The organism is Hymenobacter gummosus (genome assembly GCF_003970915.1).
Taxonomy (GTDB): Bacteria; Bacteroidota; Bacteroidia; order Cytophagales; family Hymenobacteraceae; genus Solirubrum; species Solirubrum gummosum.
The window spans coordinates 52,027-76,037 of the sequence record NZ_RXOF01000013.1 but is presented as its reverse complement, the minus strand read 5'-3'; the positions used below and the strand labels follow the sequence as shown (position 1 = coordinate 76,037).

General features: G+C 67.2%; 23 protein-coding genes. 7 read left to right on the top strand and 16 right to left on the bottom strand.

All coding sequences use genetic code 11. The features are described 5' to 3' along the window. Positions 1-115 precede the first annotated feature (115 nt). A complete protein-coding gene (locus tag EJV47_RS19875) occupies positions 116-682 on the top strand; it encodes a hypothetical protein (protein ID WP_126694955.1) in 567 nt (188 codons plus the stop codon). Positions 683-978: 296 nt separating this feature from the next. Here the strand turns inward: EJV47_RS19875 and EJV47_RS19870 are convergent, their stop codons facing one another. From EJV47_RS19870 to EJV47_RS19825, 10 genes are all read right to left on the bottom strand, one after another. After that, positions 979-2,535, bottom strand: coding sequence for a hydroxymethylglutaryl-CoA reductase (locus EJV47_RS19870; protein ID WP_207895933.1), 1,557 nt, complete (start codon positions 2,533-2,535; stop codon positions 979-981). Positions 2,536-2,638: 103 nt separating this feature from the next. Beyond that, the gene (locus EJV47_RS19865; RefSeq protein WP_126694954.1) at positions 2,639-3,058 is read right to left on the bottom strand and encodes a hypothetical protein; all 420 of its coding nucleotides are present in this window, start codon (positions 3,056-3,058) and stop codon (positions 2,639-2,641) included. A gap of 51 nt (positions 3,059-3,109) precedes the next feature. Then, positions 3,110-3,853: a TonB family protein gene (locus EJV47_RS19860; protein WP_126694953.1), complete on the bottom strand. Its 744-nt coding sequence runs from the start codon at positions 3,851-3,853 to the stop codon at positions 3,110-3,112. A gap of 15 nt (positions 3,854-3,868) precedes the next feature. Beyond that, a complete protein-coding gene (locus EJV47_RS19855) occupies positions 3,869-4,627 on the bottom strand; it encodes an energy transducer TonB (protein WP_126694952.1) in 759 nt (252 codons plus the stop codon). Between the two features lie 6 nt (positions 4,628-4,633). Next, positions 4,634-5,356 carry a hypothetical protein gene (locus tag EJV47_RS28150; RefSeq protein ID WP_165903843.1) on the bottom strand — a complete coding sequence of 241 codons (723 nt, stop codon included), beginning with the start codon at positions 5,354-5,356 and terminating at the stop codon, positions 4,634-4,636. A 12-nt stretch (positions 5,357-5,368) separates the two neighbouring features. After that, positions 5,369-6,181 (bottom strand): energy transducer TonB, encoded by an 813-nt coding sequence (locus EJV47_RS19845; RefSeq protein ID WP_126694951.1) that lies wholly within the window; start codon positions 6,179-6,181, stop codon positions 5,369-5,371. A 17-nt stretch (positions 6,182-6,198) separates the two neighbouring features. After that, positions 6,199-6,966, bottom strand: a complete 768-nt coding sequence (locus tag EJV47_RS19840) for an energy transducer TonB (protein WP_165903842.1) — start codon at positions 6,964-6,966, stop codon at positions 6,199-6,201. A gap of 36 nt (positions 6,967-7,002) precedes the next feature. Continuing rightward, a complete protein-coding gene (locus EJV47_RS19835; RefSeq protein WP_126694949.1) occupies positions 7,003-7,725 on the bottom strand; it encodes an energy transducer TonB in 723 nt (240 codons plus the stop codon). A 55-nt stretch (positions 7,726-7,780) separates the two neighbouring features. Further along, positions 7,781-8,215 (bottom strand): hypothetical protein, encoded by a 435-nt coding sequence (locus tag EJV47_RS19830; RefSeq protein ID WP_126694948.1) that lies wholly within the window; start codon positions 8,213-8,215, stop codon positions 7,781-7,783. 328 nt (positions 8,216-8,543) lie between these two features. Continuing rightward, entirely contained in the window at positions 8,544-9,329 is a 786-nt protein-coding gene (locus EJV47_RS19825; protein WP_165903841.1) for a WG repeat-containing protein, read from the bottom strand. A gap of 301 nt (positions 9,330-9,630) precedes the next feature. On the opposite strand from EJV47_RS19825, the gene EJV47_RS19820 reads away from it, so the two are divergent. The 5 genes from EJV47_RS19820 to EJV47_RS19800 all read left to right on the top strand — a co-directional run bounded on the left by EJV47_RS19820 (position 9,631) and on the right by EJV47_RS19800 (position 16,370). Beyond that, on the top strand, positions 9,631-10,449 hold the full coding sequence (locus EJV47_RS19820; protein WP_126694946.1) for a phytanoyl-CoA dioxygenase family protein: 819 nt from the start codon (positions 9,631-9,633) through the stop codon (positions 10,447-10,449). Positions 10,450-10,504: 55 nt separating this feature from the next. Beyond that, positions 10,505-10,927, top strand: a complete 423-nt coding sequence (locus EJV47_RS19815; RefSeq protein ID WP_126694945.1) for a BLUF domain-containing protein — start codon at positions 10,505-10,507, stop codon at positions 10,925-10,927. A gap of 67 nt (positions 10,928-10,994) precedes the next feature. Beyond that, positions 10,995-12,311, top strand: a complete 1,317-nt coding sequence (locus tag EJV47_RS19810; RefSeq protein ID WP_126694944.1) for an amidohydrolase — start codon at positions 10,995-10,997, stop codon at positions 12,309-12,311. A 351-nt stretch (positions 12,312-12,662) separates the two neighbouring features. After that, entirely contained in the window at positions 12,663-15,125 is a 2,463-nt protein-coding gene (locus EJV47_RS19805; RefSeq protein WP_126694943.1) for a M4 family metallopeptidase, read from the top strand. Positions 15,126-15,488: 363 nt separating this feature from the next. Beyond that, complete coding sequence (locus EJV47_RS19800; protein WP_126694942.1) at positions 15,489-16,370, top strand: ATP-grasp domain-containing protein; 882 nt, start codon at positions 15,489-15,491, stop codon at positions 16,368-16,370. A gap of 62 nt (positions 16,371-16,432) precedes the next feature. Here the strand turns inward: EJV47_RS19800 and EJV47_RS19795 are convergent, their stop codons facing one another. The 6 genes from EJV47_RS19795 to EJV47_RS19775 all read right to left on the bottom strand — a co-directional run bounded on the left by EJV47_RS19795 (position 16,433) and on the right by EJV47_RS19775 (position 22,327). After that, positions 16,433-17,218: an SDR family oxidoreductase gene (locus EJV47_RS19795; protein WP_126694941.1), complete on the bottom strand. Its 786-nt coding sequence runs from the start codon at positions 17,216-17,218 to the stop codon at positions 16,433-16,435. Positions 17,219-17,468: 250 nt separating this feature from the next. Beyond that, entirely contained in the window at positions 17,469-18,167 is a 699-nt protein-coding gene (locus EJV47_RS19790; protein WP_165903840.1) for an outer membrane beta-barrel protein, read from the bottom strand. 58 nt (positions 18,168-18,225) lie between these two features. After that, positions 18,226-18,957, bottom strand: coding sequence for a tetratricopeptide repeat protein (locus tag EJV47_RS28145; RefSeq protein ID WP_165903839.1), 732 nt, complete (start codon positions 18,955-18,957; stop codon positions 18,226-18,228). 176 nt (positions 18,958-19,133) lie between these two features. Beyond that, positions 19,134-19,838, bottom strand: coding sequence for a phospholipase D-like domain-containing protein (locus tag EJV47_RS19785; protein WP_126694939.1), 705 nt, complete (start codon positions 19,836-19,838; stop codon positions 19,134-19,136). A gap of 129 nt (positions 19,839-19,967) precedes the next feature. Further along, a complete protein-coding gene (locus EJV47_RS19780) occupies positions 19,968-21,206 on the bottom strand; it encodes a glycoside hydrolase family 1 protein (protein WP_126694938.1) in 1,239 nt (412 codons plus the stop codon). A gap of 164 nt (positions 21,207-21,370) precedes the next feature. After that, complete coding sequence (locus tag EJV47_RS19775; RefSeq protein WP_126694937.1) at positions 21,371-22,327, bottom strand: cation diffusion facilitator family transporter; 957 nt, start codon at positions 22,325-22,327, stop codon at positions 21,371-21,373. 146 nt (positions 22,328-22,473) lie between these two features. Between EJV47_RS19775 and EJV47_RS19770 the strand changes: the two genes are divergently transcribed. Next, the gene (locus EJV47_RS19770) at positions 22,474-23,901 is read left to right on the top strand and encodes an APC family permease (RefSeq protein ID WP_126694936.1); all 1,428 of its coding nucleotides are present in this window, start codon (positions 22,474-22,476) and stop codon (positions 23,899-23,901) included. The last annotated feature ends 110 nt before the right edge of the window (positions 23,902-24,011 follow it).

Sequence of the window (24,011 nt, the reverse complement as noted above, 5' to 3'; positions counted from 1 at the left end):
GCTCCGGCCTGGAGCTGCGGCGGGGGCGGAGTTTTTTTGTGGCTTCAAGCAGCCTTTTGCCCGGCAATCCGGTCACAGCGTGTACCTTACCGCCGCTAACCAGATTTTGCCGAAGATGAAAAAATTGTTACCCCTGCTGCTGATTGCCGTGGCCCTGCTGGGTATGGGCGGCTGCAAGAAAGTCGGAAAGAAAATCGACAAGCTGTTGACCTTCTACATTGCCGACGACTACACCTTTCCGCTGGTGCCGGTGCCCACTGCGCTAGTCGGGCAAACGGTGCCGGTGCCCTTCCAAGCCAGCGCCGATGCTACCGAGGAATACAAGGAAGATTTCAAAGCCGCCAACACGGCCGCCAGCCTGGTAAAGGATGTGAAGCTCGACGAGCTGACCCTGGCCATTAGCAGCCCGGCCGGGGCCAATTTCGACTTCCTGGAGCGGGTATCATTCTACATGAGCACCGACCAGGCCGGCACCGACAAGGTGAAAGTGGCCAGCCTGACCAGCGTGCCGCGCGGCGTAAGTACCATTAGCATGGTGCCCATCGACGCCAAGCTCGACAAGTTTCTGCAATCCACGACGGGCTATTACCTGACCGTGGAGCCCACGTTCCGCGCCACCACCTCGCAGGTGTACACTATGCGCATCAACTACAAATTCAAAGTCACCGCCGACCCGCTGTAGCCAGCTGCCGGTGACGCCGACAGTCATTGCGAGGAGCAACGACATTCCGCGCATCAAGCGGCGTCAGTCTTGCCCCTCGCGGCACGACGCTAGCACTGGCAGGAGCCAAAAACAGCACCGCCCGAAACTGCAGAAGTTTCGGGCGGTGCTGTGTTGTTCTGACGGTTTTTGGGCTTCTGCTAGCTGTGGCGGCAGCACCTTGTACAGGACCAATTGGCTACGCCTTCCTGCGGTTGCTTCGCGTTGCTCGCAATAACAACGGGTGCGGCCGGCGGTCAACTCGCCATTTCACCACCTCACCGGTTGCGGCCGTACTGCTCGTGCGAGCTAACCCAGTCGGAGGAGCTGATGGCGGCGGCCAGGCTTAGCTCGCCGGCCAGCACCACGCCCGCCACGATTTCAGCAAACTTGTTCACCGTGCCGCGGCCCACGCAGTTCAGCATCCGCAGGCACTCGTTTTGGGTAGCCAGGCCGGTGCCGCCGCCGTGGGTGGCCACGATGAGCGAGGGAATGGTGATGCTCAGGTACAGATCCTTCTCGGGCGTCACCTCGGAGTATACCACCCCGGCCGACGATTCCGACACGTTGGCTACGTCCTGGCCGGTGGCAATGAACATGGCCGTGATGCCATTGGCCGAGTGCGCGCCGTTGTTGTTGGCCCCCGAAAGGAAGGCGCCCACGTTGCTCACCTGCCCGTGGTAGGCCAGCTGCTCGGGCGTCACGCGCATGCGCTGCTGCAGGATGTCGCGCTTGATAACGGCCTCGGCCACCACGCGCTTGCCCCGGGTGCGCATCACGTTGATTTGCGAAGCCTTTTTGTCGGTGGCGAAGTTCGACTCCAGATAGAAGTGCCGGATGGGCGCACCCTTGTAGTTTTCCAGAATCCAGGAGCAGGCCGCGAAGGTGGCCCGGCCCACCATGTTTTGGCCCGCCGCGTCGCCGGTCGAGTAGTTGAAGCGCAGGTAGGCGAATTTGTTGGCGAGGTAGGTATCGATGTACTGCAGCTTGGCCACGCGGGAGGTGCACTCGGCCTCGGCGCGGATGGGGCCGATTTCCTGCTCAATCCACTTGGCAAAGTCGCGGGCGCCGCGGGCATCTTCGAACACGAACACGGGGGCGCGCTGCATGGCGTCGCCGATGACGGTGCACTTCACCCCGCCGCAGAGGTTCATTACCTGCATGCCGCGGTTGTAACTGGCTACCAGGGTGCCTTCGGTGGTGGCCATGGGGATGAGAAAGTCGCCCTGGGCGTGCTCCCCGTTGACGCGCAAGGGGCCGGCCAGCCCGATGGGAATCTGGGCCACGCCGGTAAAATGCTCGCAGTTGCCCTGCAGCATGTGCGCGTCGAACGAGTACTTGGTCAGGTGCTCAAACTCCTGGCCGGTAAACTGCTCGGCGAAGCGCTGCCGGGCCTTGATGGCGGCCTCGGAGTAGTCGTCCTGCTCCTGCCGCGGAATGCGCACCCGGGAATCCTGGTGCACAATGGCGTCTTCAACTTCCACGTGCAGCTCCCCGAACGGGTCGGTCTGAAAGTGCAGGTGCACCGGGTGCATGCCCTCGGGCAGCGGCTCGGTGTGCAGGCGAATGGTGATGCTCTGGCCCACCGGGAAGTTCAGCCCCCCGTTTTCCCCGATTTCGGTAGCCGGCCGCACGTTGCCCTCACCCAAATCCACGGTAATGGACTCGGGGCCGAGCGTGCGGCCATCCACGCGCACCGAGTCGATGCGGGTGAGGTGCACGGTATCGAGGCGGTTCTTGAGGGAGAAGGCGACGCCGCCGTTGTCGGGGAGGTTGTGCAGGCTGCCGCGGGTGTAGAGCAGCTTGAGCAGCATCGGGCTCGGGGTGAAGATCATGGCCGGGAGGGGTTCGGAATGCAGAAGAGTACGCAGGCGGAGCGTGCCCGGCCATAAGTTTAAGGGTTTCCGGGTGGAATGCTAATACCGGGGGCGGGTAGAGTCAGCGCACGTAGCGTAGCTGGCCTTCGGGCCAGGCGCTGATTAACACCAAGAGTTGGCAGTACGTCGGCTGCCCCGCCCGAAATGCCGGCCGGAAGCGCAACTGCCGCGCCAGGGCGGCCACCTGCCGCTGCAGTCCGGCATCGGAGAACTGCATGCCCGGCGGCGTATCGAACGTTACGCGGATTACGTGGCCGCCCGCGTCGATGACCAGCCGCGCCACCTCCGCCTGCCGGCCGTTTGTGGCGCAGCTTTGCCACGATAGTAGCCGGGCCACGGCCCCGAGCGAGTCGCCGGGCAACGAGGGCGGAATATCGTGCCAGCCTCCCACGGTTACCGGCTGCAGCAGCTGCACTGCCGACGGCACGGTGCAGACGATGCCGGTCAGCTCCTGCGCCTGTACCCTCTCGGTTGCCAGCATGAGCCCTAACGGCAGTAGTAGATGTTGCACTGGTCGCATCGTGTTAGCCCGCTATTTTTTCGCCGCCCCGAATACCACCACCTGAGTAAAGCTCACCGGTACGGCTCGCCCGTGCAGCCGGCCCGGCGTCCAGGGCTGCAGCCGCTGCACCAGGCGCAGGGCTTCGGCGTCGTAGGCGGGGGAGAGGCCGCGGATGACTTTCAAATCGGTCAGGTGTCCATCGGGCTGCACGATGAAGCTGACGAAGACCTTACCGGCCAGCGGCTGCCCGGCCGGGCGCCGCAGCTGCTTGCCCATAGCCAGCCGGTACGCTTCCTGCCCGCCGGGGGGCTCGGGCATGTGGTCTACGTACACGTACGGCTGGCGGGCTGTGCCCGTCGACTCGGCTGGCGGGGCCGCCACGATGCCATCGGCCTCGTAGGCGCTTGGGGGCAGCGGTGGGGCGGCCGGGTGGCTAGCTTTGGGCGCCGCTTTCCGCGTCTGGGCCCAGGCCTGCCGCGCCGTCAGGCCCTGCAGCAGCACCAGCGCCAACGTCAGCACGAAGGCCCGCGCCCACAGCCCGAAGCGCACCGGTTGCCCGCCGGCCAGCTGACCGCGCCGGAAGTGGCCGCACACCCGGCCATCGGGTGCGGCAGCCTGGGCCGCGGCCAGCTCGGCGGCGGATGCCTGGGTGAAGTCGATAACCTCGCGCTGGCAGCTGCGGCAGTGGCGGCCCCGCACGGTGGGCGTCATGCGCTGCCAGTCTTCGTGGCAGGCCAGCAGGCGGACGTTGGTGATGGGCAACTGGTGCAGCATGGCGACTGTTCTTGATTACTGAGCCGGTGGGGGCGTTTCGGCGGGGCGCATGACAAACTTCACCGGCACGGTGTACTCCACGTCTACGGCCTGGCCCTGCTGCCGGCCCGGCGCGAAGCCCCGCAGCCCACTTACCGCTTGCAGCGCCTGGGCGTCGTAGCCGGGGGCTATGCCCTTGACCACCCGCGGCGTGCGGATGCGGCCCGCCCGGTCGACCACGAAGCGCACGAAGACGCTGCCTTCGGCGCACGCGCGGCCCGGGGGCCAGTGCAGCTGCGCCGCCAAATCCCGCTGCAGCCCGTCCACGCCGCCGTGCTTGTACACCGGCATCTGGTCGACAAACTGGTACAGCGGCCGGCCCTCGAAGCGGGCGTAACGGGCGGCTCGTGGCGGCGTAGCTGGGGGCCTGAGGCCGCCGGGCGGAGGCGGTGGGGGCGGCGGCCCGGCGGCGGGCCGCTGCACCTGCGCCCAGGCCTGCTGCGCCGACAGGCCCTGCACGAGCACCAGCACCGCCGCCAGCAGAAACCACCGCAGCCGGGGCCGCAGCGGCCGGCTTTCCGGCGCCAGCTGGCTGCTGCGAAACTGCCCGCACACCCGCCCGTCGGGGGCGGCCAGGCGGGCCCAGGCCAGCTCGGGTTCGGTAGCCTGCCGAAAGTCAATGACCACGCGCTGGCAGCTGGCGCAGTGCCGGCCGCCAGCTACCGGTGTCATCTGCGCCCAGTTTTCGGGGCAGGCGTCGAGGCCGACGTTGCGGATGGGCAGCGCGTGTAGCATAGCAACTCAGGAACGGGGCCGCTGGAAGGTGAAGCGTAGAATAACGCTGGCCGGAATCAGGCGGCCGTGGTGGTTGGGCGCCTCGAAGGGCTGGGGCAGCTGGGCCAGCACCCGGTTCAACTCATCCAGAAACGGCTGCTGCTTCGGCGGCGGGCGGTGGCCCTTTACCCAGCTGGCGTATACCTGCCCGGTCGTATCGACAGTGCATACCACCTGCAAGCGCCGCTGCCCCGACCCGGCGGGCCGCCCCTGGGCCGTCAGCGGCCACTGCAGCCGGGCGCTGACCAGCCGCTCAAAGTCCTGCTGGCTGCCGGCCTTGTACTGCATACCGCCCGTGGGAATGTCCGACTCGTGTATGCCCACGAAGCCCCGGCCGATGGGCGGGCACACGTGCGGCGTCGCCTGCAGCTGGGCCCAGGCCTGCCCGGCGCTCAGGCCCTGCAGCAGCACCAGCACCACGGCCGCCAGAAACAGCCGCAGCCGGGGCCGCAGCTGCCCCCGCCGCCGGGTGGTGCCATCGACCTGCCCGGGGCTGAACCGCCCGCACACCCGGCCGTCGGGCGATTCGGCGTAGGCGCGGGCAATGTCCGCCGCGGTGCCCCGCGTGAAGTCGACGACCACGCGCTGGCAGCTCTGGCAGTGGCGGCCCCGCGCGGTGGGCGTCATCTGCTGCCAGTCCTCGTGGCAGGGGCTGAGGCGGACGTTGCGGATGGGTAGCGCGTGCAGCATAAGCGCAGGGGGTTACCGGGTCGGGCGGGCGCGTTTGCCGGCCGCCTTACCGGCGCGGTAAGTGAAGTTAATGGGCATGGTGTACTGCACGTCTACGGGCTTGCCGTTTTGGGCGCCAGGCGTCCAGGGCGGCATCAGCCTGACCACGCGCAGGGCCTCAGCGTCGAGTTGCGGATGCAGCCCCCGCACCACCTGGGCCTCGGCAATCTGGCCGGTGCTTTTCACGACGAAGCTCACGAATACTTTCCCCTCTACTTGGTCGTGCAGGGCCTCCGCTGGGTAACGGGCCTCCTTTTGGAAGAATTTCATCAGGCCCTCCATACCGCCTCGGGGCTCCGGCATTTTCTCAACCAGCAGGCCCACCCATACCTGCTCTTGGTTTTCCGCCGGGGCGGGCTGGGCCGTATCGGGCGGGGCCACGGTGGGCATGGGCATACTGCCGGGCAGCTGATACAGCGGTGCGGTTGCGGCCGGCTGGAACGGCGCCACCGGCCGCTGCGCCTGCGCCCAGGCCTGCCGGGCCGACAAGCCCAGTACCAACACCAGCACCGCCGCCAGCAGAAACCGCCGCAGTCGGGGCCGTAGCTGCGGCGGCGCCGGCCGGCTTTCCGGGGCCAGCTGACTGAGCCGAAACCGCCCGCACACCCGCCCGTCGGGGGCGGCGGCGCGGGCCCGGGCCAGCTCGGTCATTGCGGCCTGGGTGAAATCAATAACTACCCGGTCACAGCTCTGGCAGTGGCGGCCCCGGGCGGCAGGTGTCATTTGCTGCCAGTCTTCGTGGCAGGCCAGCAGGCGGACGTTGGTAATGGGCAGCTCGTGTAGCATAGGGGCGGGAGCTACGTTTACTGGCGGGTCGCGGGCGGGGCGTCGCGGCGGAAGGTGACGGGCAGTGTGTACCGTACGGCCACGGGCCGGTGGTTTTGCTGGCCGGGCGTCCAGCGGGGCATCAGCTTCAGCACGCGCAAGGCCTCCGCATCGAGGACCGGGTCCAAGCCCTTGAGCACCCGGAAATCGGTAAGCTGCCCGTCCCGCTGCACGATGAAATTCACGAATACTTTGCCCTCCACCGTCGTCGTAGCCGGGTAGCGCAGGTGCTGGCCCAGAAACTGCAGCAGGCCCTCCATGCCACCCGGCGGCACGGGCATCACCTCCATCATGCCCCCGAAAACGGTTGGTTCGGGCGTCTTTGTGGTGTCCGGGGCTACCGGCGCGGGCAGGCTGCCCGGCAGCTGGTAGAGCGGCGCCGTAGCCGCTGGTCGGAACGGGGCCACCGGCCGCGGCTGCAGCTGCGCCCAAGCCTGCCGGGCGCTCAGCCCCTGTGCCAGCACCAACACCGCCGCCAGCAGGAATTGCCGCAGCCGGGGCCGCAGCCGCAGCGGCGCCGGGCGGCTTTCGGGGGCCAGCTGGCTGAGCCGAAACCGCCCGCACACCCGGCCATCGGGCGCGGCGGCCTGGGCCCGGGCCAGCTCGGCGGCCGAGGCCTGCGTGAAGTCCTGCACCGTGCGCTGACAGCTGGCGCAGAAGTGCCCGCCGGCTACGGGCGTGAGCTGTTCGGCCGGCACATGGCAGGCGCTGAGGCGGACGTTTGAAATGGGCAACTCGTACAGCATGGCGGACATTAATGCAGGCGTTTCCGCGACGACGAATCAACCGCGCCGGAAGCTTATGGGCAAGGTATAGCCGACCCCATATGACGGGCGCGGTGGCTGAACGTGAAAATTTATCTGCCACCGGGGCATCAGGCGCACGGCGCGCAGGGCCTCGGCATCAAGTAGCGGGTGCACGCCCTTGAGCACTTTGGCATCGTGAATGGCGCCGGTGCCATCAATCGTGAAGGTGACGAACACTTTGCCCTCTGCCTCCGTGGCCGGGTAGCGGACCGTGGCGCGCAAAAATTCCAGCATAGCCTCCTGGCCTCCCGGAAATTCGGGCATGGGTTCCGATATCATGCCGACAAATACTCGCTCTTCCGAGCAGGACTGCGTCGCAACGTTGTTTGAATCAGCCAGCGCGGTCAAGGCGAGGGCATCCGATTTGGTGGTGGCAGGTGCCGCCGGTAGCTGCTCCCGCACCTCGCAGGCCGACAGCCCCTGCAGCAGTACCAGCACGGCAGCGGCCAGAAACCAGCGCTGCCGGAGCCGCAAGCTGGCCCCCGCCGCTACCTGCTCGACCCGAAATCGTCCGCACACCCGGCCATCAGACGCGGCAGCCTGGGCCGCAGACAGCTGCGCGGCAGTGCCCTGGGTGAAGTCGATAACCTCGCGCTGGCAGCTGCGGCAGTGGCGGCCCCGCGCGGTGGGCGTCATCTGCTCCCAGGCTTCGGGGCAGGCGCTGAGGCGGACGTTGGTAATGGGCAGCTCGTGCAGCATAGCGGGCGGGGATAGATCAGGCTAACGCGCAGACCAGCTGAAATATTGGCCGCCGCTACGGGGCCGCTGGGGCCAGGGGCGGCGTCTCACAGCGGGCCAGGGCTAGCAGCCAGTCCTCGCCGAAGCGGGTGAGGCGGTAGCGGCGGCGCTTGCCGCCTTTGTAGGCCGCCCGTAGCAAGCCCACCTCGCCCAGATCGGCCAGAGCGCGGCCGGCGGCCAGGCGCTGTACCCCGGCCACGGCGGCCAGTTCGGCGGCTGTCAGGGCTTCCCGTTCCACAAAGGCGTGGCACATGGCGGCCCGAATGGCCAGCCCGCGGCTGTTACGCCCCGGCAGCAGCGTCGTGAGGGCCCCGGCCAGGCGGGCCCGCACCCAGGGCGGCTCGTAGCGGTGCGGATTGCGCAGCTCCGGGGGCGTGTCGCGCAGGGCAATGCGTTCGGCCAGCCGGTCGATGGCGGCCTGACCGGCAAGGGTAGGGAGGGTATCAGACATAGCAGAAGAAGTATTGATGTGAGTAAGCGTGGGGTCTGATGCAGCTTCAGTGGTATCCCGGAGGGGGTAGCTGCTACGCAATCATTCAATATGATACAGGGCGAAATATTTCGATGTCGAAATCAATCAGCAGGTATCCGGGGGGATGCCTACCGACTTCTATATTTTTCTCGTGCTTTTGGTAGGTTTCCTACCGTATTCATGTTTTCTGTATTGAATCTGGCAGGGTTCACACCGATGCTTTAATAATTGACATGTATCCCAGATAATGGCTAATGTATCGGTAGTTGATTGATAAGTATTCGGTAAGAGGCTTTCTGGTACCCGGCTACTCGAAATACTCCCGCCCGCTCTGGTCGATGTAGCCCGTCTGCCCGTCGGGGGTGGTTACGCGGGCCACGCCGGCCTCGAAGGGCTCGGCGCGGGCGTACTTGGGCGCGACGAGCAGCTTGCCGTCGGGGCCGAGGTAGCCGAAGCGGCCCTGCTGCTCCACCACCGGAAACTGGTAGCCGTTCTGCTCCACGGCCGTAATGGCGTCGAACTGCGGCTCCAGGCGCAGGCGGCCGCGGTTGTCCACCACGCCCCACTTCGGGCCCTGGCGCACCAGCACCAGGCCGTCGTGGTACAGGTCGCGCACCTCGTCGTACACCGGCGGCACCACGGCCGAGCCCACCGTGAAGCGGAAGCCCACCTTGCCGCCCTGCCGCACCGGGTCGCCCTGGGCCAGAAAGTCTTCCTCCGTCACTTCGGCCGGCTCGGTGAGGCGCTGCCCGCTGGGGCCGATGTCGAAGGTGCTGCCGTCGGGCAGCTGCACGCTGGCGCGGCCGCGCCGAAAGGTACCGGCCCGCGCGTACTGCACCGGCGTGACCGGATTGCCGGCCCCGTCGATGTAGCCGTAGAGCGTGCCCACGCGCACCCAGGCTATTTCGTCGACGAAGGGGCCGGCCTCGTCGTAGCGCAGCGGCAGCACCACGCGGCCCCGGCGGTCGGCGTAGCCCCACTGCGCGCCCTTGCGGTAGGGCACCAGCCGTACCTCCCCGCCCGACTGCGCGAAAGCGCTCGGGGCGGAGCCAAGCAGCAGCAGGGCCAGAAGAAGCCGGGCAAAGCGAATCATCGGCAGGGGAGAGACAGGGTGGAAACGGGCAGGTCTAAGATACGCAACTTCGCCCGCGCCGCTAGCGCCGGTTCTCTTCCGCCTGTCATCCTGACGAAGGAAGGACCTTCCTCGCACCCCGCACAACTGAAAAGCGCAGCCGCTAACGCCCATTCGTTGGGGCATGGTGGCTGCGCTTTTCAGTTGTGCTGTTAAAAGGACGGTAGAGCGTTGGAATTAGCGGCGGTGCAGGGTGCGAGGAGGGTCCTTCCTTCGTCAGGATGACAGCCGATTTACGCCGCTTCAGTACCTTCCCCTCTCCATGCTGCTCCCCGCCGACTACCCCCGTTTCACGCTCAGCCGCGCTGGCCTGACGCCGGAGCAGGTGGCGTTTTTCCGGCAGCACGGCTTTCTGCACTTCCGCAGTTTCAGCAGCCCGGAAGAGGTGCAGGCGCTGCTGCGGGCCGTGGCCGCGCTGGAGCAGCAGTGGCGGGCGGCGGGCCGGCGCAAGGTCAGCGGCGTGCCCCTGAAATACGGCCGGGACGTCGACGGGCAGCCGCTGATTCAGCGCCTAGCCTTCACGGCCCAGCACAGCCCGGTGCTGGGCGCTTTGCTGCAGGATGCGCGCCTGCCGGCCTTGTTCGAGCTGCTCGGGGGGCCCGGCGGCCGCATCGGCGCCGACGAAAAAGACGGCCTCGTGGCGGGCCACTACCTGCACGCGCCCGGCTCCACCTTCTCGCAGATGGGCTGGCACACCGACGCGCTGCGCGACGTGTTCTACGGCCGCCGGCCCGGTCCGCTCCTGAACGTGGGCCTGCACCTCGACGCCTGTCCGGCCCGCTGCGGCGGCCTGCGCGTGCTGCCCGGCACCCACCGCCAGTCGCGCTGGCAGCTGCTCACCCGCAAGCTGTATTTCCTCAACACCCGTCCCGACCCCGCGGAGCTGCCCATCGAAACCGAGCCCGGCGACCTGACCGTGCACGACGGGCGCATGTGGCACCGCGTGGCCCGGGCGCAGGTAAGCGGCGCGGCCTCGCGGCGGCGGGTGCTCTACGTGCCGGTGCTCAGCGGCCCCTACCGGCCCAAGCACGCGGGCAGCCCCACGCCGCTGTACCTGCGGTTTCTGGACTGGCTGCGGTAAATCGGCGCAGCTGTGTACTTTAGGGGGCCGGCGCTCCACCGACCGGATTTGCCGCATGCACCACCTCATCTACCTCAGCACGCCCACCCAGCCGCTCAATGACGCCGAGCTGCACGCCCTGCTGACCACCGCCCGGGCCAAAAACGCCGAGCTGGACGTGACGGGCATGCTGTTTTACGGTCCGGGCCACTTTCTGCAGCTGCTCGAAGGCGACGAAATAACGCTGGCGGCCCTCTACGAGCAGATTGGCACCGATGTCCGCCACCACAGCCTGGTGAAGCTAGCCGACAAAAGCATTGCCGGCCGCAGCTTCCTCGACTGGAGCATGGCCTTCCGCCCCCTCGATGCGGCCTTATTCGACTACGTGCACGGCTTCAAGACGCTGGAAGAAGTGGACCTGACCCGCACCGGCCTCAGCCGCGCCGACGTGATGCTGCTGGACATGCTGCGCGCCCACCTGCTGCAAACGCCGGAATAGCCCGCCGCCGATTGGCCTGCCGGGCGGTCTGTCGTACCTTGGCGGCCCATCCTGCCCCCCGGCTCGTATGCTCCGATTCCGCTTTCCCCTCCTGGCCGCCGCCGCGCTGCTGACAGCTGCACCCCTCCAGGCCCAAAAGAAACCCGCCCTCGACGCCCGCATCGACGCGGCCACCACCCGGGTGCTGCCCCAGGTAATAGCCTGGCGCCGCGACCTGCACGAGCACCCCGAGCTGGGCAACCGCGAAACCCGCACCGCCGCCCTGGTGGCCGCCGAGCTGAAACGGCTGGGCCTGGAAGTGCAGACCGGCGTGGGCAAAACCGGCGTGGTGGGCCTGCTGCGCGGCGGCAAGCCCGGCCCCGTGGTAGCTCTGCGCGCCGACATGGACGGCCTGCCCGTGACGGAGGAGCGCAAGGTGCCCTTCGCCTCCAAGGAGCGGGCCCAGTACAGCGGGCAGGAAGTGGGCGTGATGCACGCCTGCGGCCACGACACCCACACGGCCATGCTGCTGGGCGCCGCCAACGTGCTGGCCTCGATGAAAGCTGAGCTGCCCGGTACCGTGAAGTTCATCTTCCAGCCCGCCGAAGAGGGCCCGCCCCCCGGCGAGGAAGGCGGCGCCAAGCTCATGGTGAAGGAAGGCGTGCTCGATAAGCCCAAGGTCGACGCCGTGTTCGGGCTGCACATCAACGCCCAGACCGAGGTGGGCCAGCTCAAGTACCGCGCCGGCGGCATGATGGCCAGTGCCGACGTGTTCCAGATCAAAGTGAAGGGCAAATCGGCCCACGGCGCCTACCCCTGGCTGGCCGTCGACCCGGTGGTGGCCGCCGCGCAGGTGGTGCTGGCTTTGCAGACCATCGTGAGCCGCGAGGTGCCCCTGACCGAGGACGCGGCCGTGGTGACGGTGGGCATGGTGCACGGCGGGGTGCGCAACAACATCATTCCCGAGCAGGTGGAGCTGCAGGGCACCCTGCGCGCCCTCAGCGCCAGTACCCGGGAGCTGCTGGCCCGCAGCGTGAAGCGCGTGGCTACCAACGTGGCCGAGGCCGCCGGCGCCACCGCCGAAGTGGAAGTGCGCCCCGCTGCCCCGCTTACCTACAACGACCCCGCGCTGACGGCCCGCGTGCTGCCCACCCTGCGCCGCGTGGTGGGCCCGGCCGGCGTGTCGGAAATGCGCGCCGTGACCGGGGCCGAGGACTTTGGCTGCTACCAGGAGCAGGTGCCGGGCGTGTTCCTCTACCTCGGCGGCATGCCCCAGGGCGTCGACCCGGCCACCACGGCCCCGCACCACACGCCGGGCTTCTTCGTGGACGAGGGCGCCCTGCCCATCGGCGTGCGCACCCTGGCCATGCTGGCCGTGGATTACCTGAGCGGCGCGGGCAAGTAGCCGGCCGTCTTACCCGATCTGCTTCGCCCCGGTGGCGGCTGCTCTGCGGAGCGCCGCGGCCGGGGCGAAGCGGCGTTTGAGGGGCTGGTATCAGCAGGTGGGTGAAATATGGCTGATTGAAAATATACAAACTGGCAGCGCGGTCTGATTACTGCTCGGGGGCGGGGGCGCGCAATACGAATCGGCGGTATTTGGGTTGAGCGGTTGATAAATTTTTATCAGAGAAAATATTTTCAGGTGAAACGCATCAATGTATTGCGCGGATTAAAAAATGTTTAATTTGGCCGCCGCTCGGAGCAATTCCGGCGACAGTACAACTTTCTTCACAACCCAATCACCACTCCCCACTTCATGCTCAACAAATACTCCACCCTGGGTCTGGCCTTGCTGACCGGCTTTGCCGCCCAGGCCCAGGACGCTTCGCGCGCCACCGCGCAGCGCATCAACGGGGCCGACGGCCTGCCCGAGTTTGTGCAGTTTGCCGCCACGGCCCGCCCGGCCGACGCCCACGCCGCCTTTGCCGCCGCCCTGCCGCTGACGCAGCACGACGAGCTGCGCCCGGCCCGCACCGAGGCCGACGGCCTGGGCTTCACCCACGAAAAATTTCAGCAGTACTACAAGGGCGTGAAAGTGGAGCACGCCACCTACACCGCCCACCGCCGCAACGGGCAGGTGGAAAGCCTCAGCGGCGACTTTGAGCAGCCCGCCCAGGAGCTGAGCGTGCGGCCCACGGTGTCGGCCAATGCCGCCCTGGATGCGGCCCTGAGCTTCGTGCGCGCCCGCCGCTACATGTGGGAAACGGCGAATGAAGGCGCCATGGCCCAGCAGATGGAGGGCAAATCGACCTTCCGGCCCGCCGGGGAGCTGGTGCTGGTGCGCAACGTGATGAGCATAGACGCGGCCAAGAACGGCAAGCTCACCCTGGCCTGGAAGTTCGACGTGTACGCCGCCGAGCCGGTGAGCCGCGCCTACGTCTACGTGGACGCCCACACCGGCGAAATCGTGCTGCAGGACGCCATCATCAAGCACGCCGCCGCCACCGGCAACTTTGCCACGGCCTACTCGGGCACCCGCGCCCTGGCCACCGACAGCTACAACGGCTCCTACCGCCTGCGCGAGTACACCCGGGGCTTGGGCATCGAAACCTACAACAGCCGCAAGAGCAACAGCTACACCTCCTCGGTGGACTTCACCGACGCGGACAATAACTGGACGGCCGCCGAATACAACAACGCCAACTACGACAACGTGGCTGGCGACGCGCACTTCGGCGCCCAGGCCACCTACGACTACTGGAAGCTGGTGCACGGCCGCAACTCCTACGACAACGCGGGCGCCAAAATCAAGAGCTACGTGCACTTCGACGACGTGCCCGGCGGCGCCGGCTACGAAAACGCCTTCTGGAACGGCTCGGTCATGACCTACGGCGACGGGGCCAGCACCTTCAAGCCGCTGACGGCCATGGACGTGTGCGGCCACGAAATCGGCCACGCCGTGTGCGAAAAAACCGCTAACCTGACCTACCAGAACGAGTCGGGCGCCATGAACGAGGGCTTCTCTGACATCTGGGGCGCCTGCGTGGAAGCCCGCGCGGTATCCTCCTACGGCCTCACCGGCAAGTCGACCTACCTCATCGGCGAGGAAATCATGAAGGCCGGCGGGGCGCTGCGCTCCATGAGCAACCCCAACGCCTACGGCCAGCCCGACACCTACCAGGGCACCTACTGGAAGGCCACGACCAGCAGCCCCACCCAGTCGAACGACTACGGCGGGGTGCACACCAACTCGGGCGTGCTGAACTTCTGGTTCTACCTGCTGGCCCAGGGCGGCTCGGGCACCAACGACAAGGGCAGCGCCTACTCGGTAGCCGGCATTGGCATCGACAACGCGGCGAAAATTGCCTACCGCATGGAAAGCGTGTACCTGTCGGCTTCCTCGAACTACGCCGCGGCCCGCACCGCCGGCATTTCGGCCGCCACCGACCTGTTCGGCGCCGGCTCCACCCAGGTCACGGCCGTGACCAACGCCTGGTACGCCGTGGGCGTAGGGGCCGCGGCTGGCGGCGGGGGCACCACGCCCACCACGCCGACCTACTGCGCTTCCAACGGCACGAACCAGGGCTACGAGTGGATTGACCTGGTGCAGCTGGGCTCCATCAACCGCAGCTCCAGCAAGGAAACCGGCGGTTACTACAACGGCACGGCCAGCAGCACCACGCTGACGGCCGGCTCGGCCACGACCATCTACTTCTCGGCCGGCTTCACCAGCACCGCCTACACCGAGTACTGGAAGGTGTATATCGACTACAACAAGGACGGCGACTTCACCGACTCGGGCGAGCTGGTGGTATCGGGCTCCTCGTCGAGCACCGGCACGCTGAGCGGCACCTTCACCCCGCCCACCACGGCCAAGAACGGCACTACCCGCCTGCGCGTGGTGATGAGCGACGCCTCGGCTACCACCAGCTGCGGCACCTTCAGCTACGGCGAAACGGAGGACTACACTGTGAACATCAGCGGCGGCACGGCTCTGGCTCCGACGCTGGCCGGCATCAGCGGCGCGACGCCCATCGGCAACGAAGTGGCCCGCGAGGCCCGCGCCTACCCCAACCCCACGGCCGGCCTGCTGACGGTAGCCCTGCCCAACGAGGGCGCGGTGCAGTCGGTGAAGGTGTACGACCAGCGCGGCGCCGAAGTGAAAGTGCGCGTGCTCGACGGCGGCCAGCTCGACGTGAGCAGCCTGAAAGCCGGCATCTACCAGGTGAGCCTGTCGGACGGCCAGAAGGCTTTCCGCACCCGCTTCGTGAAGGAGTAACGGCCTTCTCAGTTTGGTTGAACAATGCAAAAACGCCCGTCGTGCAGCTGCACGACGGGCGTTTTTGTATTCAGAACGTCATCCTGAGCGCAGCGAAGGACCTTCCTCGCACCCCGCACCGCCGCTGATGCCAACGTACAGACGTTTTTCTTGGTGTCGGGTAAAGAGCGGGTCACTGGGGCCCGGCCTATTGTGCGTTAGTGGCTGCGACTTTATCGTTCTGGTCGATTGGCGTTAGCACGTTGGCATCAGCGGCGGTGCAGGGTGCGAGGAAGGTCCTTCGCTCTGCTCAGGATGACGTTCTGGTTTGGCCGCCCTGCCCCAACTGCAACTCCCCGCGCGGCCCCTGCGTCTGTCGACCCTATGCATATTGCCCTTGTTACCTGCGACGCGCTGGCCCGGTACGCGGCCACCGGCGTCGATGATGAAGACCACCGCCTGGCCGCCACCCTGCGCAGCCGCGGCCACGAGGTCACGTTTGCCGTGTGGTCGGATGCGGCGGTGCGCTGGGAGGCCTACGACGCGGTGGTGCTGAAGTCGCCTTGGGACTACTTCGACCGGCCCGCCGCGTTTCACCGCTGGCTCGATGAGCTGGATAGCCGCGGTGTGCGCCTGCTGAACCCGACCCATATCGTGCGCCAGAATGCCGACAAAAGCTACCTGCGCGAGATGGAGCAGGCCGGCGTGCCCATCGTGCCCACGCGCTGGCTGCCCCGCGGCAGCCGGGTGGATACCGCCGCGCTGCTGGCCGAGCTGGGCGCCGAGAAGCTGGTGCTCAAGCCCACCGTCAGCGGCGGGGCCAAGGACACCTTCGCCCTGACGGCCGCCGAGGCCGAAGCCGCCACCGCGCAGCTGCAGGCGCTGGTGGACGAGTACGACTTCATGGCCCAGCCCTTCCTGCCGCAGATTCAGACCTCGGGCGAATGGTCCCTGGTGTTCTTCGGCGGGGAGCTGAGCCACTGCCTGCGCAAAACCCCCAAAGCCGGCGACTTCCGCGTCCAGCACCTGTTCGGCGGCGGCATCCACGCCGAAACGCCGCCGGCCGCCATTCAGCAGCAGGCCGCCGACATCGTGCGCCGCTTTGCTCCCGGCTGCCTCTACGCCCGCGTCGACGGGGTGGAAGCCGAGGGCGGCGCCTTCTGGCTGATGGAGCTGGAGCTGATTGAGCCCTTCCTGTACCTGGAAACCGGCGGCCCGGCGGCGTACCAACGCTACACCGAGGCGCTAGAGGCGCAGTTTGAGTAAGCGGTAGCACCGGCAGTCATTGCCGCGGCTGCGCCTCGCAATGACTGCCGGTGAACCGACGCTTAAAAGCCGTGCCCGACGAAGCCGCCATCCACCGACAGCGTCTGGCCGGTGATGTAGCTGGCGGCGGGCAGGCAGAGGAAGGCCACGGCCGCGGCCACTTCCTGCGGCTCGCCGATACGGCCCATTGGGGTGCGGCCGATGACTTCCTGGCGGTAGGCCTCGTTGCCGAGCACGCCGGCGGCCAGGGGCGTCTGGATGTACCACGGGGCTACGCAGTTCACGCGGATGCCGTCGGGGGCCCACTCGGCGGCGAGGTAGCGGGTGAGCTGCACCAGGGCGGCTTTGCTCATGCCGTACACGGCGCCGGTGCGGACGTGCGTGAGGCCCGCCACCGACGAGATGTTGACGATGCTGCCTGCCGCGCTGGCCTGCAGCAGCGGGTGAGCCAGCTGGCTCAGGTGAAAGGCCGAGTCGAGGTTGGTTTGCAGCACGTGCTGGTATTCCTCGGCGGAGTAGGCAGTGGTGGGCTTGCGCACGTTGGTGCCCACGTTGTTGACCAGCCCGTCGAGGCGGCCGAAGCGGGTCTGCACTTCCGCCAGCAGGGCAGTGCGGGAGGCGGGCTGGCTTACGTCGGCGGGCAGGGCGTGGGCGTCGAGGCCCTGCTGCTGCCAGGCGGCCACAGCTTCCTGCAGCAGCTCGGGGCGGCGGGCCACGGCCAGCACCGTCGCGCCGAAGCCCAGCAGCTCCTGGGCCACCGCCGCGCCAATGCCGGCCGAGGCACCCGTCACGAGAAATACGCGGTCTTGCAACGACCAGCGCGTGGCTGCATCAGCGGGAAAAGGCATGGGGGGAAAGGTTAAATTGTTGAATGGTTAGATTGTTGATTATCATATGGATAAGTAGGTGTAAGGGGGTGAAAAAACATTGCTAAAACATAACCCGGCAGCAGTCCGGGAGTACACCTTATTCAGCCATTCAGCCATTCAGCCATTCAGCCATTCAGCCATTCAGCCATTCAGCCATTCAGCCATTCAGCCATTCAGCCATTCAGCCATTCAGCCATTCAGCCATTCAGCCATTCAGCCATTCAGCCATTCAGAACTGGTACTCGGCTTTTACCTCGATGAGGCCGTAGCCGTCGTTGCGGTCGGGGTTGGCCCGCTGGCTGACGTCGTCGAGGTGGTCGGTGCTGGTAAAGGTGTAGCTGCCCTGGGCGGTTATCCACAGGCGGGGCACCACGTAGAAGCTCAGCCCGCCACCCACCGGCGCAATCAGGGCCGTGCCGGGGTAGTCGGGACGCTCCGGGGGCAGGAAGGAGGCGTCGCTGCCGGGCAGGTTCGGGCCGAGGTAGGCTTTGGGGTTGTAGATGGCAAAGCCGCCGCCAGCCTGCAGGAAGGGCTTCACGCGGGCGTACTGGTTGCGGGTGGCGCTGTACCACGATAGGTCGCGCAGGGGCTCGTAGCGCACGAAGGCCGTCAGGGCGAGGTTGCGGCCCCGAAACGAGAGGTTGCGCGTCGTTACCTTATCGGTGCCGGCCAGCTGAAACCACGTCAGCTCGCCGCCCACGGCCCAGTGCGGCCGCCAGGTGTAGATGGTGCCCACGTTGAGGGCGGGGCCGGGGCGCAGGCCGGCCAGGTCGCCGATGTAGAGCGTGGCACCGCCGCCGGCGGTCAGGCGCGCGGGGCCGCGGTAAAAGGCGCGGGCCTGGGCGTCGTAGTGGCGGCGCGGGGCCTGGGCGGTGGCGGCCAGCGGGGCCAGCAGCGCGGCGCCGAGAAGGAGAGGGGCTATGCGCACGAAAAGAGGCAATGGTGAGACAAGCGGTACGCCCGGCGGCGGGCCGGCGTTGCGGGGCTTACTTGAAGACGCCCTGCGGATCGGGCTGCTTTTCCTTGAGCTGCGACACCAGCTCGAAATCGATGCCGCTAAAATCCAGGCTGCGCGACTTGTGCAGGGCTTCCCAGGCGGCGGGGTAATCCTCCTTGCGCAGGTGCACCCAGGCCAGCTGCTGCCAGGCGTAGGCGCTGTTGGCATCGGCCGCTATGGCCTTGCGCAGCTGTTCCTCGGCCGTTTTCAGGTCCTTGGGCTTCTTGGTTTGTTCGTAGCGCAGCAGGTAGCTGGCGCCCAGGTCCGAGAGCAGCTGCACGTTGTTGGGGCTCAGCGCCAGGCCCTGCCCAAACAGGCCGATGGCCTCGTCGGGGGCGGCGTTGGCCGCCAGCAGGCCCAGGCCGCGGTAGGGCTCGGGGTTTTTCGGGTCGAGGGCCCAGGCCAGGTTGAAGCGGTAGCGGGCCGTGTCCAGCTTCCCCTCGGTGAGGTACTCGTAGCCTTTGCGGGCGAAAAACTGGCTGGCCTCGGTGCGGGAGGCGAAGCTCTGGTCGGCGCTCTGCAAAAAGGCCGGGCCGAGCAGCTGCTGGGCCGCCTCGGGCGTGAGGCCGCCAAACAGCGGCAGCTGCCGCCGGGCCGCCAATGACAGCTCGGCCGGGGCCGCACCGCCTTTGGTCTTGGACTTGACTTTCTGGGCCAGGGCGGGAGTGCCCAGGAGCAGGCCCGCCGTGAGCAGGGGAAGCAGGAAGGAAATTCGTTTCATCGGTACTGAGCGGGACACGGGTGGGGCGTCCCGAGTTCCTAAAGGTACAGCACCCGGCCAAACAGCCCGCGGTGACCAACGACGAAACGGCCGGCGGCATTGCCTGCGCACCACGTAACGGTGGCGTCGGCCGCACCGCAAAGCCGCAGCCTCGGGGTGGGCTGCTGGAGCCGCTATTAGCCCTCGAACACGGCCATCTGCCGCCAGAGCTTGTCAAACTCCTGCTCGTAGGGCTGCACCAGGGCCGGGTCGTCGGTGATGAGCAGGTTTTCCAGGTTGTACTGCGCGGCCGAGCGCGTCCAGTTGTAGCTGCCGGTGAGTACGGCTCGGTGGTCGGCCACGGCAAACTTGTGGTGCATGTGGTAGGCCGTCTGGTCGACGCGCACCAGCACGCCGGCGCGCTGCAGCTCCCGCACGTCGGAGCCCCGGTCGTTGAGCTTGTCGTTGTCGGTGATGAGGCGCACGCGCACGCCCTGCTCGTGGGCCGTCAGCAGGGCCTGACTCAGCCGGTCGTCGGCCACGGTGAACACGCACACGTCGAGGTGGTGGGCGGCCTGCTGAATGAAGCGCTGAATGGCGGCCACGCACTGGTAGCCGGGGCTGAAAAACACCTGCGGATTATGGGCCTCGGCCCCGGGCAGCAGGGCCGTGGCCCCGGCCAGCCAGCTGACGATGGCCTTGTCGAGCGGGCGGTTCAGCCACTCCTTGGCCAGCTCAAACACCCGCCGCCGCAGCTGGGGCACGTCGCCGCCCTCGGCCGCGTAGGCCGCCGCGTACCGGCGCAGCTGGTCGGCTTCGGCGGCGGAAAGGGTAGCATCCTGCAGGGCCTGGTGGAAGCGGGTGAGCAGGATGTCGAGGTCGGCAGCGGGAGCGTGGGACATGCGGGTGGGAGAGAATTAAATGAACGTCATGTCGAGCAGCGCGAGGCATCCGGGTTACAACATCGGGCATCCTGGCCCGGATGTCTCGCGCTGCTCGACCTGACACTTTTTGATGTCGAAAAGAACGGCTTACGGCAGCAGCAGGGAGGACGCTTTGCGGGCTTTGGCGGGCTTGAGTCGGCCGGGCACGGCGGCGGCTACCTGCTGCTGGGCGTCGAGCAGGGCTTCGGCGTAGGGCTTGTAGAGCACGCGCTCCAGGGTGCCGTCGGCGCGCTGCTCCACGTCCCAGAGGCCCGAGCGGTGCCAGGGCCGGTCCAGAAAGTCCCAGTCGGGCCGGTCGATGATGGGGTAGAGGCACACGCCCAGCAGCGGCACGCCGGCCTCGATGGCGGCGGCGCACTCGGCGCCCACGAAGCGCAGCCAGTTGGGGCGGTGCTCCATGGGGTGGCTGGTTTCGGTGATGACGACGGGGCGGTGGTAGCGCTGGTAGGCTTCTTTCAGCAGGCTGCGCAGGGGGCGCCAGCGCGGGTCACAGGTTTCGTTGGCCCAGCCCAGGCGGGCGTTGCTGTGGCACTCCCACTGGTTGTCGTAGTAGTAGTTGAAGCCCAGCAGGTCCAGGTACTCGGGCCGGCCGCCCAGCTCGGGGCAGATGCGGCCGCTGAGCATATCCACGGCCTGGTACTGGTGCTCGTGCCGCTCCCGGGCCTCGCGCTGCTGCCGGGCCGATGCCCCGTGCGGCGGCACGATGCTGATCAGCGGCTCGGTGGTGAGGATGCGGATGCTGGGGTCGGCTTCGCGCAGGGCGGCCACGCCCTCCACGTAGGCGCGCATCAGCCCGTACTTCACCTCCCAGCCCTGGCCCACGCAGTAGGGCACGGTGCCGCGGGCGTCGCCGCCCAGCCAGCTCATAAAGCTCACCTCGTTGATGGGCGTCACAATCAGCTCCCCCTCGGGCCGCTGGGAGCGGTAAAAGTCCACAAAGGCGCGGCACAGCGAGGCGAAGCGGCGCGCAAACATGGGGTGCAGGGGCGTCAGGTCGTCGGGGTAGCCGAAGTGGCACAAATCCCAGAGCTGCTGCACGCCCAGGCGCCGGCCGGTTTCCAGCATGGCGGCCACGGTGCTCCAGTCATATTGGTAGGGCGTGCGCTCCACCTGGCTCCAGCGAATACCCTCGCGCACCGTGCGGATGCCGAAGGGCTGCAGGCGCTGGTAGTCGTCGGCGAGCTGCTGGTAGTGGTCGGTCAGGTGCAGAAAGTCGACGCGGTGGCCGAAGCAGTTCTGCTGGTCGGTGCATTCGTAGCCGCCCATCCAGAACGAGGAGAAGGGCGAGGTGCGCGGCGCCGCGGCGCGGTCGTCGAAGTAGGTCATACGACTAGCTCAGAAGGTGTAGGCCGCCGAAACGGCCGGATTGGTTGGGGGAGCGGATGGGTGGGCAGCAGAATCGGGCGGGATGCAGGTAAGATAAGAACGTCCTGCCGAGTCGGGCTCGGCAGGACGTTCTACTGGTATTGGGCCCGAACGGTTCGGCGGGCCTACCGCGGCGCGGCGGCCGTTTCCGTCCGCTCCCGCGCCGATACCGAGTGGGCTTCGATGAAGATGCGCTTGAACTCCGGGTACTGCGCGCGGATGTTGTCCTGCAGCCGGTCGATGGCCTGGGCCACCTCGGCGGCGGTGAGCTGGGGGTTGAAATTCACGTCGAGGGCCAGCACCACGTCGCTGGGGCCCAGGTACATGGTGAGCGGGGTGCGGGCCTGGGAGCCCACGGCCGGCTCCTGGTTGATGATGCCTGCCAACCCGGCCAGAGTGGCTTCGTCGGCGCCTTCGCCCACCAGCAGGGCCCGGGTGCGGGCCACCAGAAACACGGCCACCAGCATCAGCAGCACGCCGATAACGATGGAGGCGGCCCCGTCGAGGAAGGGGTTGTTCAGCATGTGCCCGAAGTACACGCCCAGCAGGGCCACCACCAGGCCCACCACGGCGGCCAGATTTTCGAGCACCGAGGCGAAGACGGCCGGGTCGCGGCTCAGGCGCAGCGTCTTCCAGAAGCCGGCTTCGCGGGCGCCTTCCATCTGGTACAGGGCCTTCATGGCCAGAAACAAGGCCCAGCCCTCGAAGGCAATGGACACGCCCAGCACCACGTAGTTCCAGAGCGGGTCGGTGAGCGGCTCGGGGTGCTCGATGTGCTTGATGCCCTCGTAGAACGACATGCCCCCGCCGATGCTGAAAATGAGCACGGCCACAATCAGGCCCCAGAAATACAGCTCCTTGGAGCGGCCGAAGGGGTGGCGCGCATCGGCCGGGCGCTGGCTGCGGCTCATGCCGTAGAGCAGCAGCACGGCGTTGCCGCTGTCGACGAGGGAGTGAATGCCCTCGGAAAGCATGGCCGAGCTGCGGGTGAAATAGGCCGCGACAAATTTGCTGACGGCAATGCCCACGTTGGCGAGCAGGCCGCCGTAAAGCGCGGATTTAGAAGAGTTGGGGTTGGCCACAGAAATGAAGTTGGAGTGGGTCGTACGGCCCGGCCAGACGCCAGCCGACGGGTTTGGCTAATCAGCCCGCAACTTACGCCCGAAAACCTGTCGGCCCACCTGCGGGTTACTCCGCGCCGGCCCGCCGTGGCCGCCCGTCTCCGCCTATGCCCGAACCCTCTACTCCGACTACGCCGCCGTCCGTGGCCACCCCGCCGCTGCGCCGGGAGCTGGGCCTGCTCTCGGCCACCGCCCTGAATATGATTGACATGGTCGGCATCGGGCCCTTCGTGACCTTGCCGCTGGTCATGGGCTTCATGGGGCCGTACTTTCTGCTGGCCTGGCTGGTGGGCGCCGCCCTCAGCCTCGTCGACGGGCTGATCTGGGCGGAGCTGGGCGCGGCCTACCCGGAGGCCGGCGGCTCCTACCGCTTTCTGAAGCTGGCCTACGGGGAGCAGAAGTGGGGCCGGCTGCTTTCGTTTCTCTACGTGTGGCAGACGCTGGTGCAGGCCCCGCTGGTGGTGGCTTCGGGCGCCATCGGCTTCGCGCAATACTTCGGCTACCTGGTGCCGCTGGAGCAGTGGTGGCAGCCCAAGCTGGTATCGGGCGCGGTGGTGCTCTTGCTCATTGCCCTGCTCTACCGCCGCATCGGCGACATCGGCCGGCTGGGCGTGCTGCTGTGGGTGGGCGTGCTGCTGCTCATGGGCTGGCTGATTTTCGGCGGCCTCACGCACAGCACCCACGCGGTGGCTTGGCTGCCGGCCGGCGGGCTGGGCGCGCTGCCGGGCGTGCTGCTGTCGGCGGCCATGGGGCAGGCCACCGTCAAGACCATCTACAGCTACCTGGGCTACTACAACGTGTGCCACCTGGGCGGCGAAATCCGGGAGCCGCAGCGCGTGATTCCGCGCAGCATTTTCCTGAGCATCCTCGGCATCATGGCCCTGTACCTGCTGCTGAACTGGAGCGTGGGCACCGTTATTCCCTGGCAGGAGGCGCAGGAGTCGAAGTTTATCGTCAGCACCTTCGTGGAGCGGCTCTACGGGCCCACGGCCGCCAAAGCCGCCACGGCCCTGGTGCTCTGGGTGGCCTTTGCTTCCCTGTTTGCCGTGCTGCTGGGCTACTCGCGCATCCCCTACGCGGCGGCCGCCGACGGCGAGTTTCTGCCCGTATTCGCCCGCACCCACCCCACCAAGCAGTTTCCGCACGTGTCGCTGCTGCTGCTCGGGGGCGTGGGCTTCGTGTTCAGTCTGCTCTTTAAGCTGGGGGAAGTCATCAGCGCCATCCTAGCCATGCGCATCCTGGTGCAGTTTGTGGGGCAGGCCGTGGGGCTGGTGCTGCTGCGCCGTCGCCGGGGCACCGCCGGGCTGCCCTTCCGCATGCCGCTCTACCCGCTGCCGGTGCTGGTGGCCGTAGCTGTATGGCTGCGGGTGTTCTACAGCATCAAGGACGGCGTAGTGCTCTACACCGACGAGGCCGCCGGCACCCAGCTGTTTCTGCCCTTTCAGCTGGCGGCCCTGCTGATGATGGGCCTGGGGACGCTGATTTTTCTGCTCTGGAGCCGCCGCTTGGGCCGCTGGCCGTTCGGGGGAAGCTGAAGCCACGAACCATAAGGTAGCCCAGGTTGCTAGCCGGCAGTAGGTGAAGTGTAAGAGGATTATTTTCAGAAAGTAATTATGATTATTATTGGATTAAATTTTAATTAAAT

Bases quoted from the DNA above. Each gene is read 5' to 3' on its own strand.
- EJV47_RS19875 (WP_126694955.1), top strand. From the start codon at position 116: ATGAAAAAATTGTTACCCCTGCTGCTGATTGCCGTGGCCCTGCTGGGT.
- EJV47_RS19870 (WP_207895933.1), bottom strand. From the start codon at position 2,535: ATGATCTTCACCCCGAGCCCGATGCTGCTCAAGCTGCTCTACACCCGC.
- EJV47_RS19865 (WP_126694954.1), bottom strand. From the start codon at position 3,058: ATGCTGGCAACCGAGAGGGTACAGGCGCAGGAGCTGACCGGCATCGTC.
- EJV47_RS19860 (WP_126694953.1), bottom strand. From the start codon at position 3,853: ATGCTGCACCAGTTGCCCATCACCAACGTCCGCCTGCTGGCCTGCCAC.
- EJV47_RS19855 (WP_126694952.1), bottom strand. From the start codon at position 4,627: ATGCTACACGCGCTGCCCATCCGCAACGTCGGCCTCGACGCCTGCCCC.
- EJV47_RS28150 (WP_165903843.1), bottom strand. From the start codon at position 5,356: ATGCTGCACGCGCTACCCATCCGCAACGTCCGCCTCAGCCCCTGCCAC.
- EJV47_RS19845 (WP_126694951.1), bottom strand. From the start codon at position 6,181: ATGCTACACGAGCTGCCCATTACCAACGTCCGCCTGCTGGCCTGCCAC.
- EJV47_RS19840 (WP_165903842.1), bottom strand. From the start codon at position 6,966: ATGCTGTACGAGTTGCCCATTTCAAACGTCCGCCTCAGCGCCTGCCAT.
- EJV47_RS19835 (WP_126694949.1), bottom strand. From the start codon at position 7,725: ATGCTGCACGAGCTGCCCATTACCAACGTCCGCCTCAGCGCCTGCCCC.
- EJV47_RS19830 (WP_126694948.1), bottom strand. From the start codon at position 8,215: ATGTCTGATACCCTCCCTACCCTTGCCGGTCAGGCCGCCATCGACCGG.
- EJV47_RS19825 (WP_165903841.1), bottom strand. From the start codon at position 9,329: ATGATTCGCTTTGCCCGGCTTCTTCTGGCCCTGCTGCTGCTTGGCTCC.
- EJV47_RS19820 (WP_126694946.1), top strand. From the start codon at position 9,631: ATGCTGCTCCCCGCCGACTACCCCCGTTTCACGCTCAGCCGCGCTGGC.
- EJV47_RS19815 (WP_126694945.1), top strand. From the start codon at position 10,505: ATGCACCACCTCATCTACCTCAGCACGCCCACCCAGCCGCTCAATGAC.
- EJV47_RS19810 (WP_126694944.1), top strand. From the start codon at position 10,995: ATGCTCCGATTCCGCTTTCCCCTCCTGGCCGCCGCCGCGCTGCTGACA.
- EJV47_RS19805 (WP_126694943.1), top strand. From the start codon at position 12,663: ATGCTCAACAAATACTCCACCCTGGGTCTGGCCTTGCTGACCGGCTTT.
- EJV47_RS19800 (WP_126694942.1), top strand. From the start codon at position 15,489: ATGCATATTGCCCTTGTTACCTGCGACGCGCTGGCCCGGTACGCGGCC.
- EJV47_RS19795 (WP_126694941.1), bottom strand. From the start codon at position 17,218: ATGCCTTTTCCCGCTGATGCAGCCACGCGCTGGTCGTTGCAAGACCGC.
- EJV47_RS28145 (WP_165903839.1), bottom strand. From the start codon at position 18,957: ATGAAACGAATTTCCTTCCTGCTTCCCCTGCTCACGGCGGGCCTGCTC.
- EJV47_RS19785 (WP_126694939.1), bottom strand. From the start codon at position 19,838: ATGTCCCACGCTCCCGCTGCCGACCTCGACATCCTGCTCACCCGCTTC.
- EJV47_RS19780 (WP_126694938.1), bottom strand. From the start codon at position 21,206: ATGACCTACTTCGACGACCGCGCCGCGGCGCCGCGCACCTCGCCCTTC.
- EJV47_RS19770 (WP_126694936.1), top strand. From the start codon at position 22,474: ATGCCCGAACCCTCTACTCCGACTACGCCGCCGTCCGTGGCCACCCCG.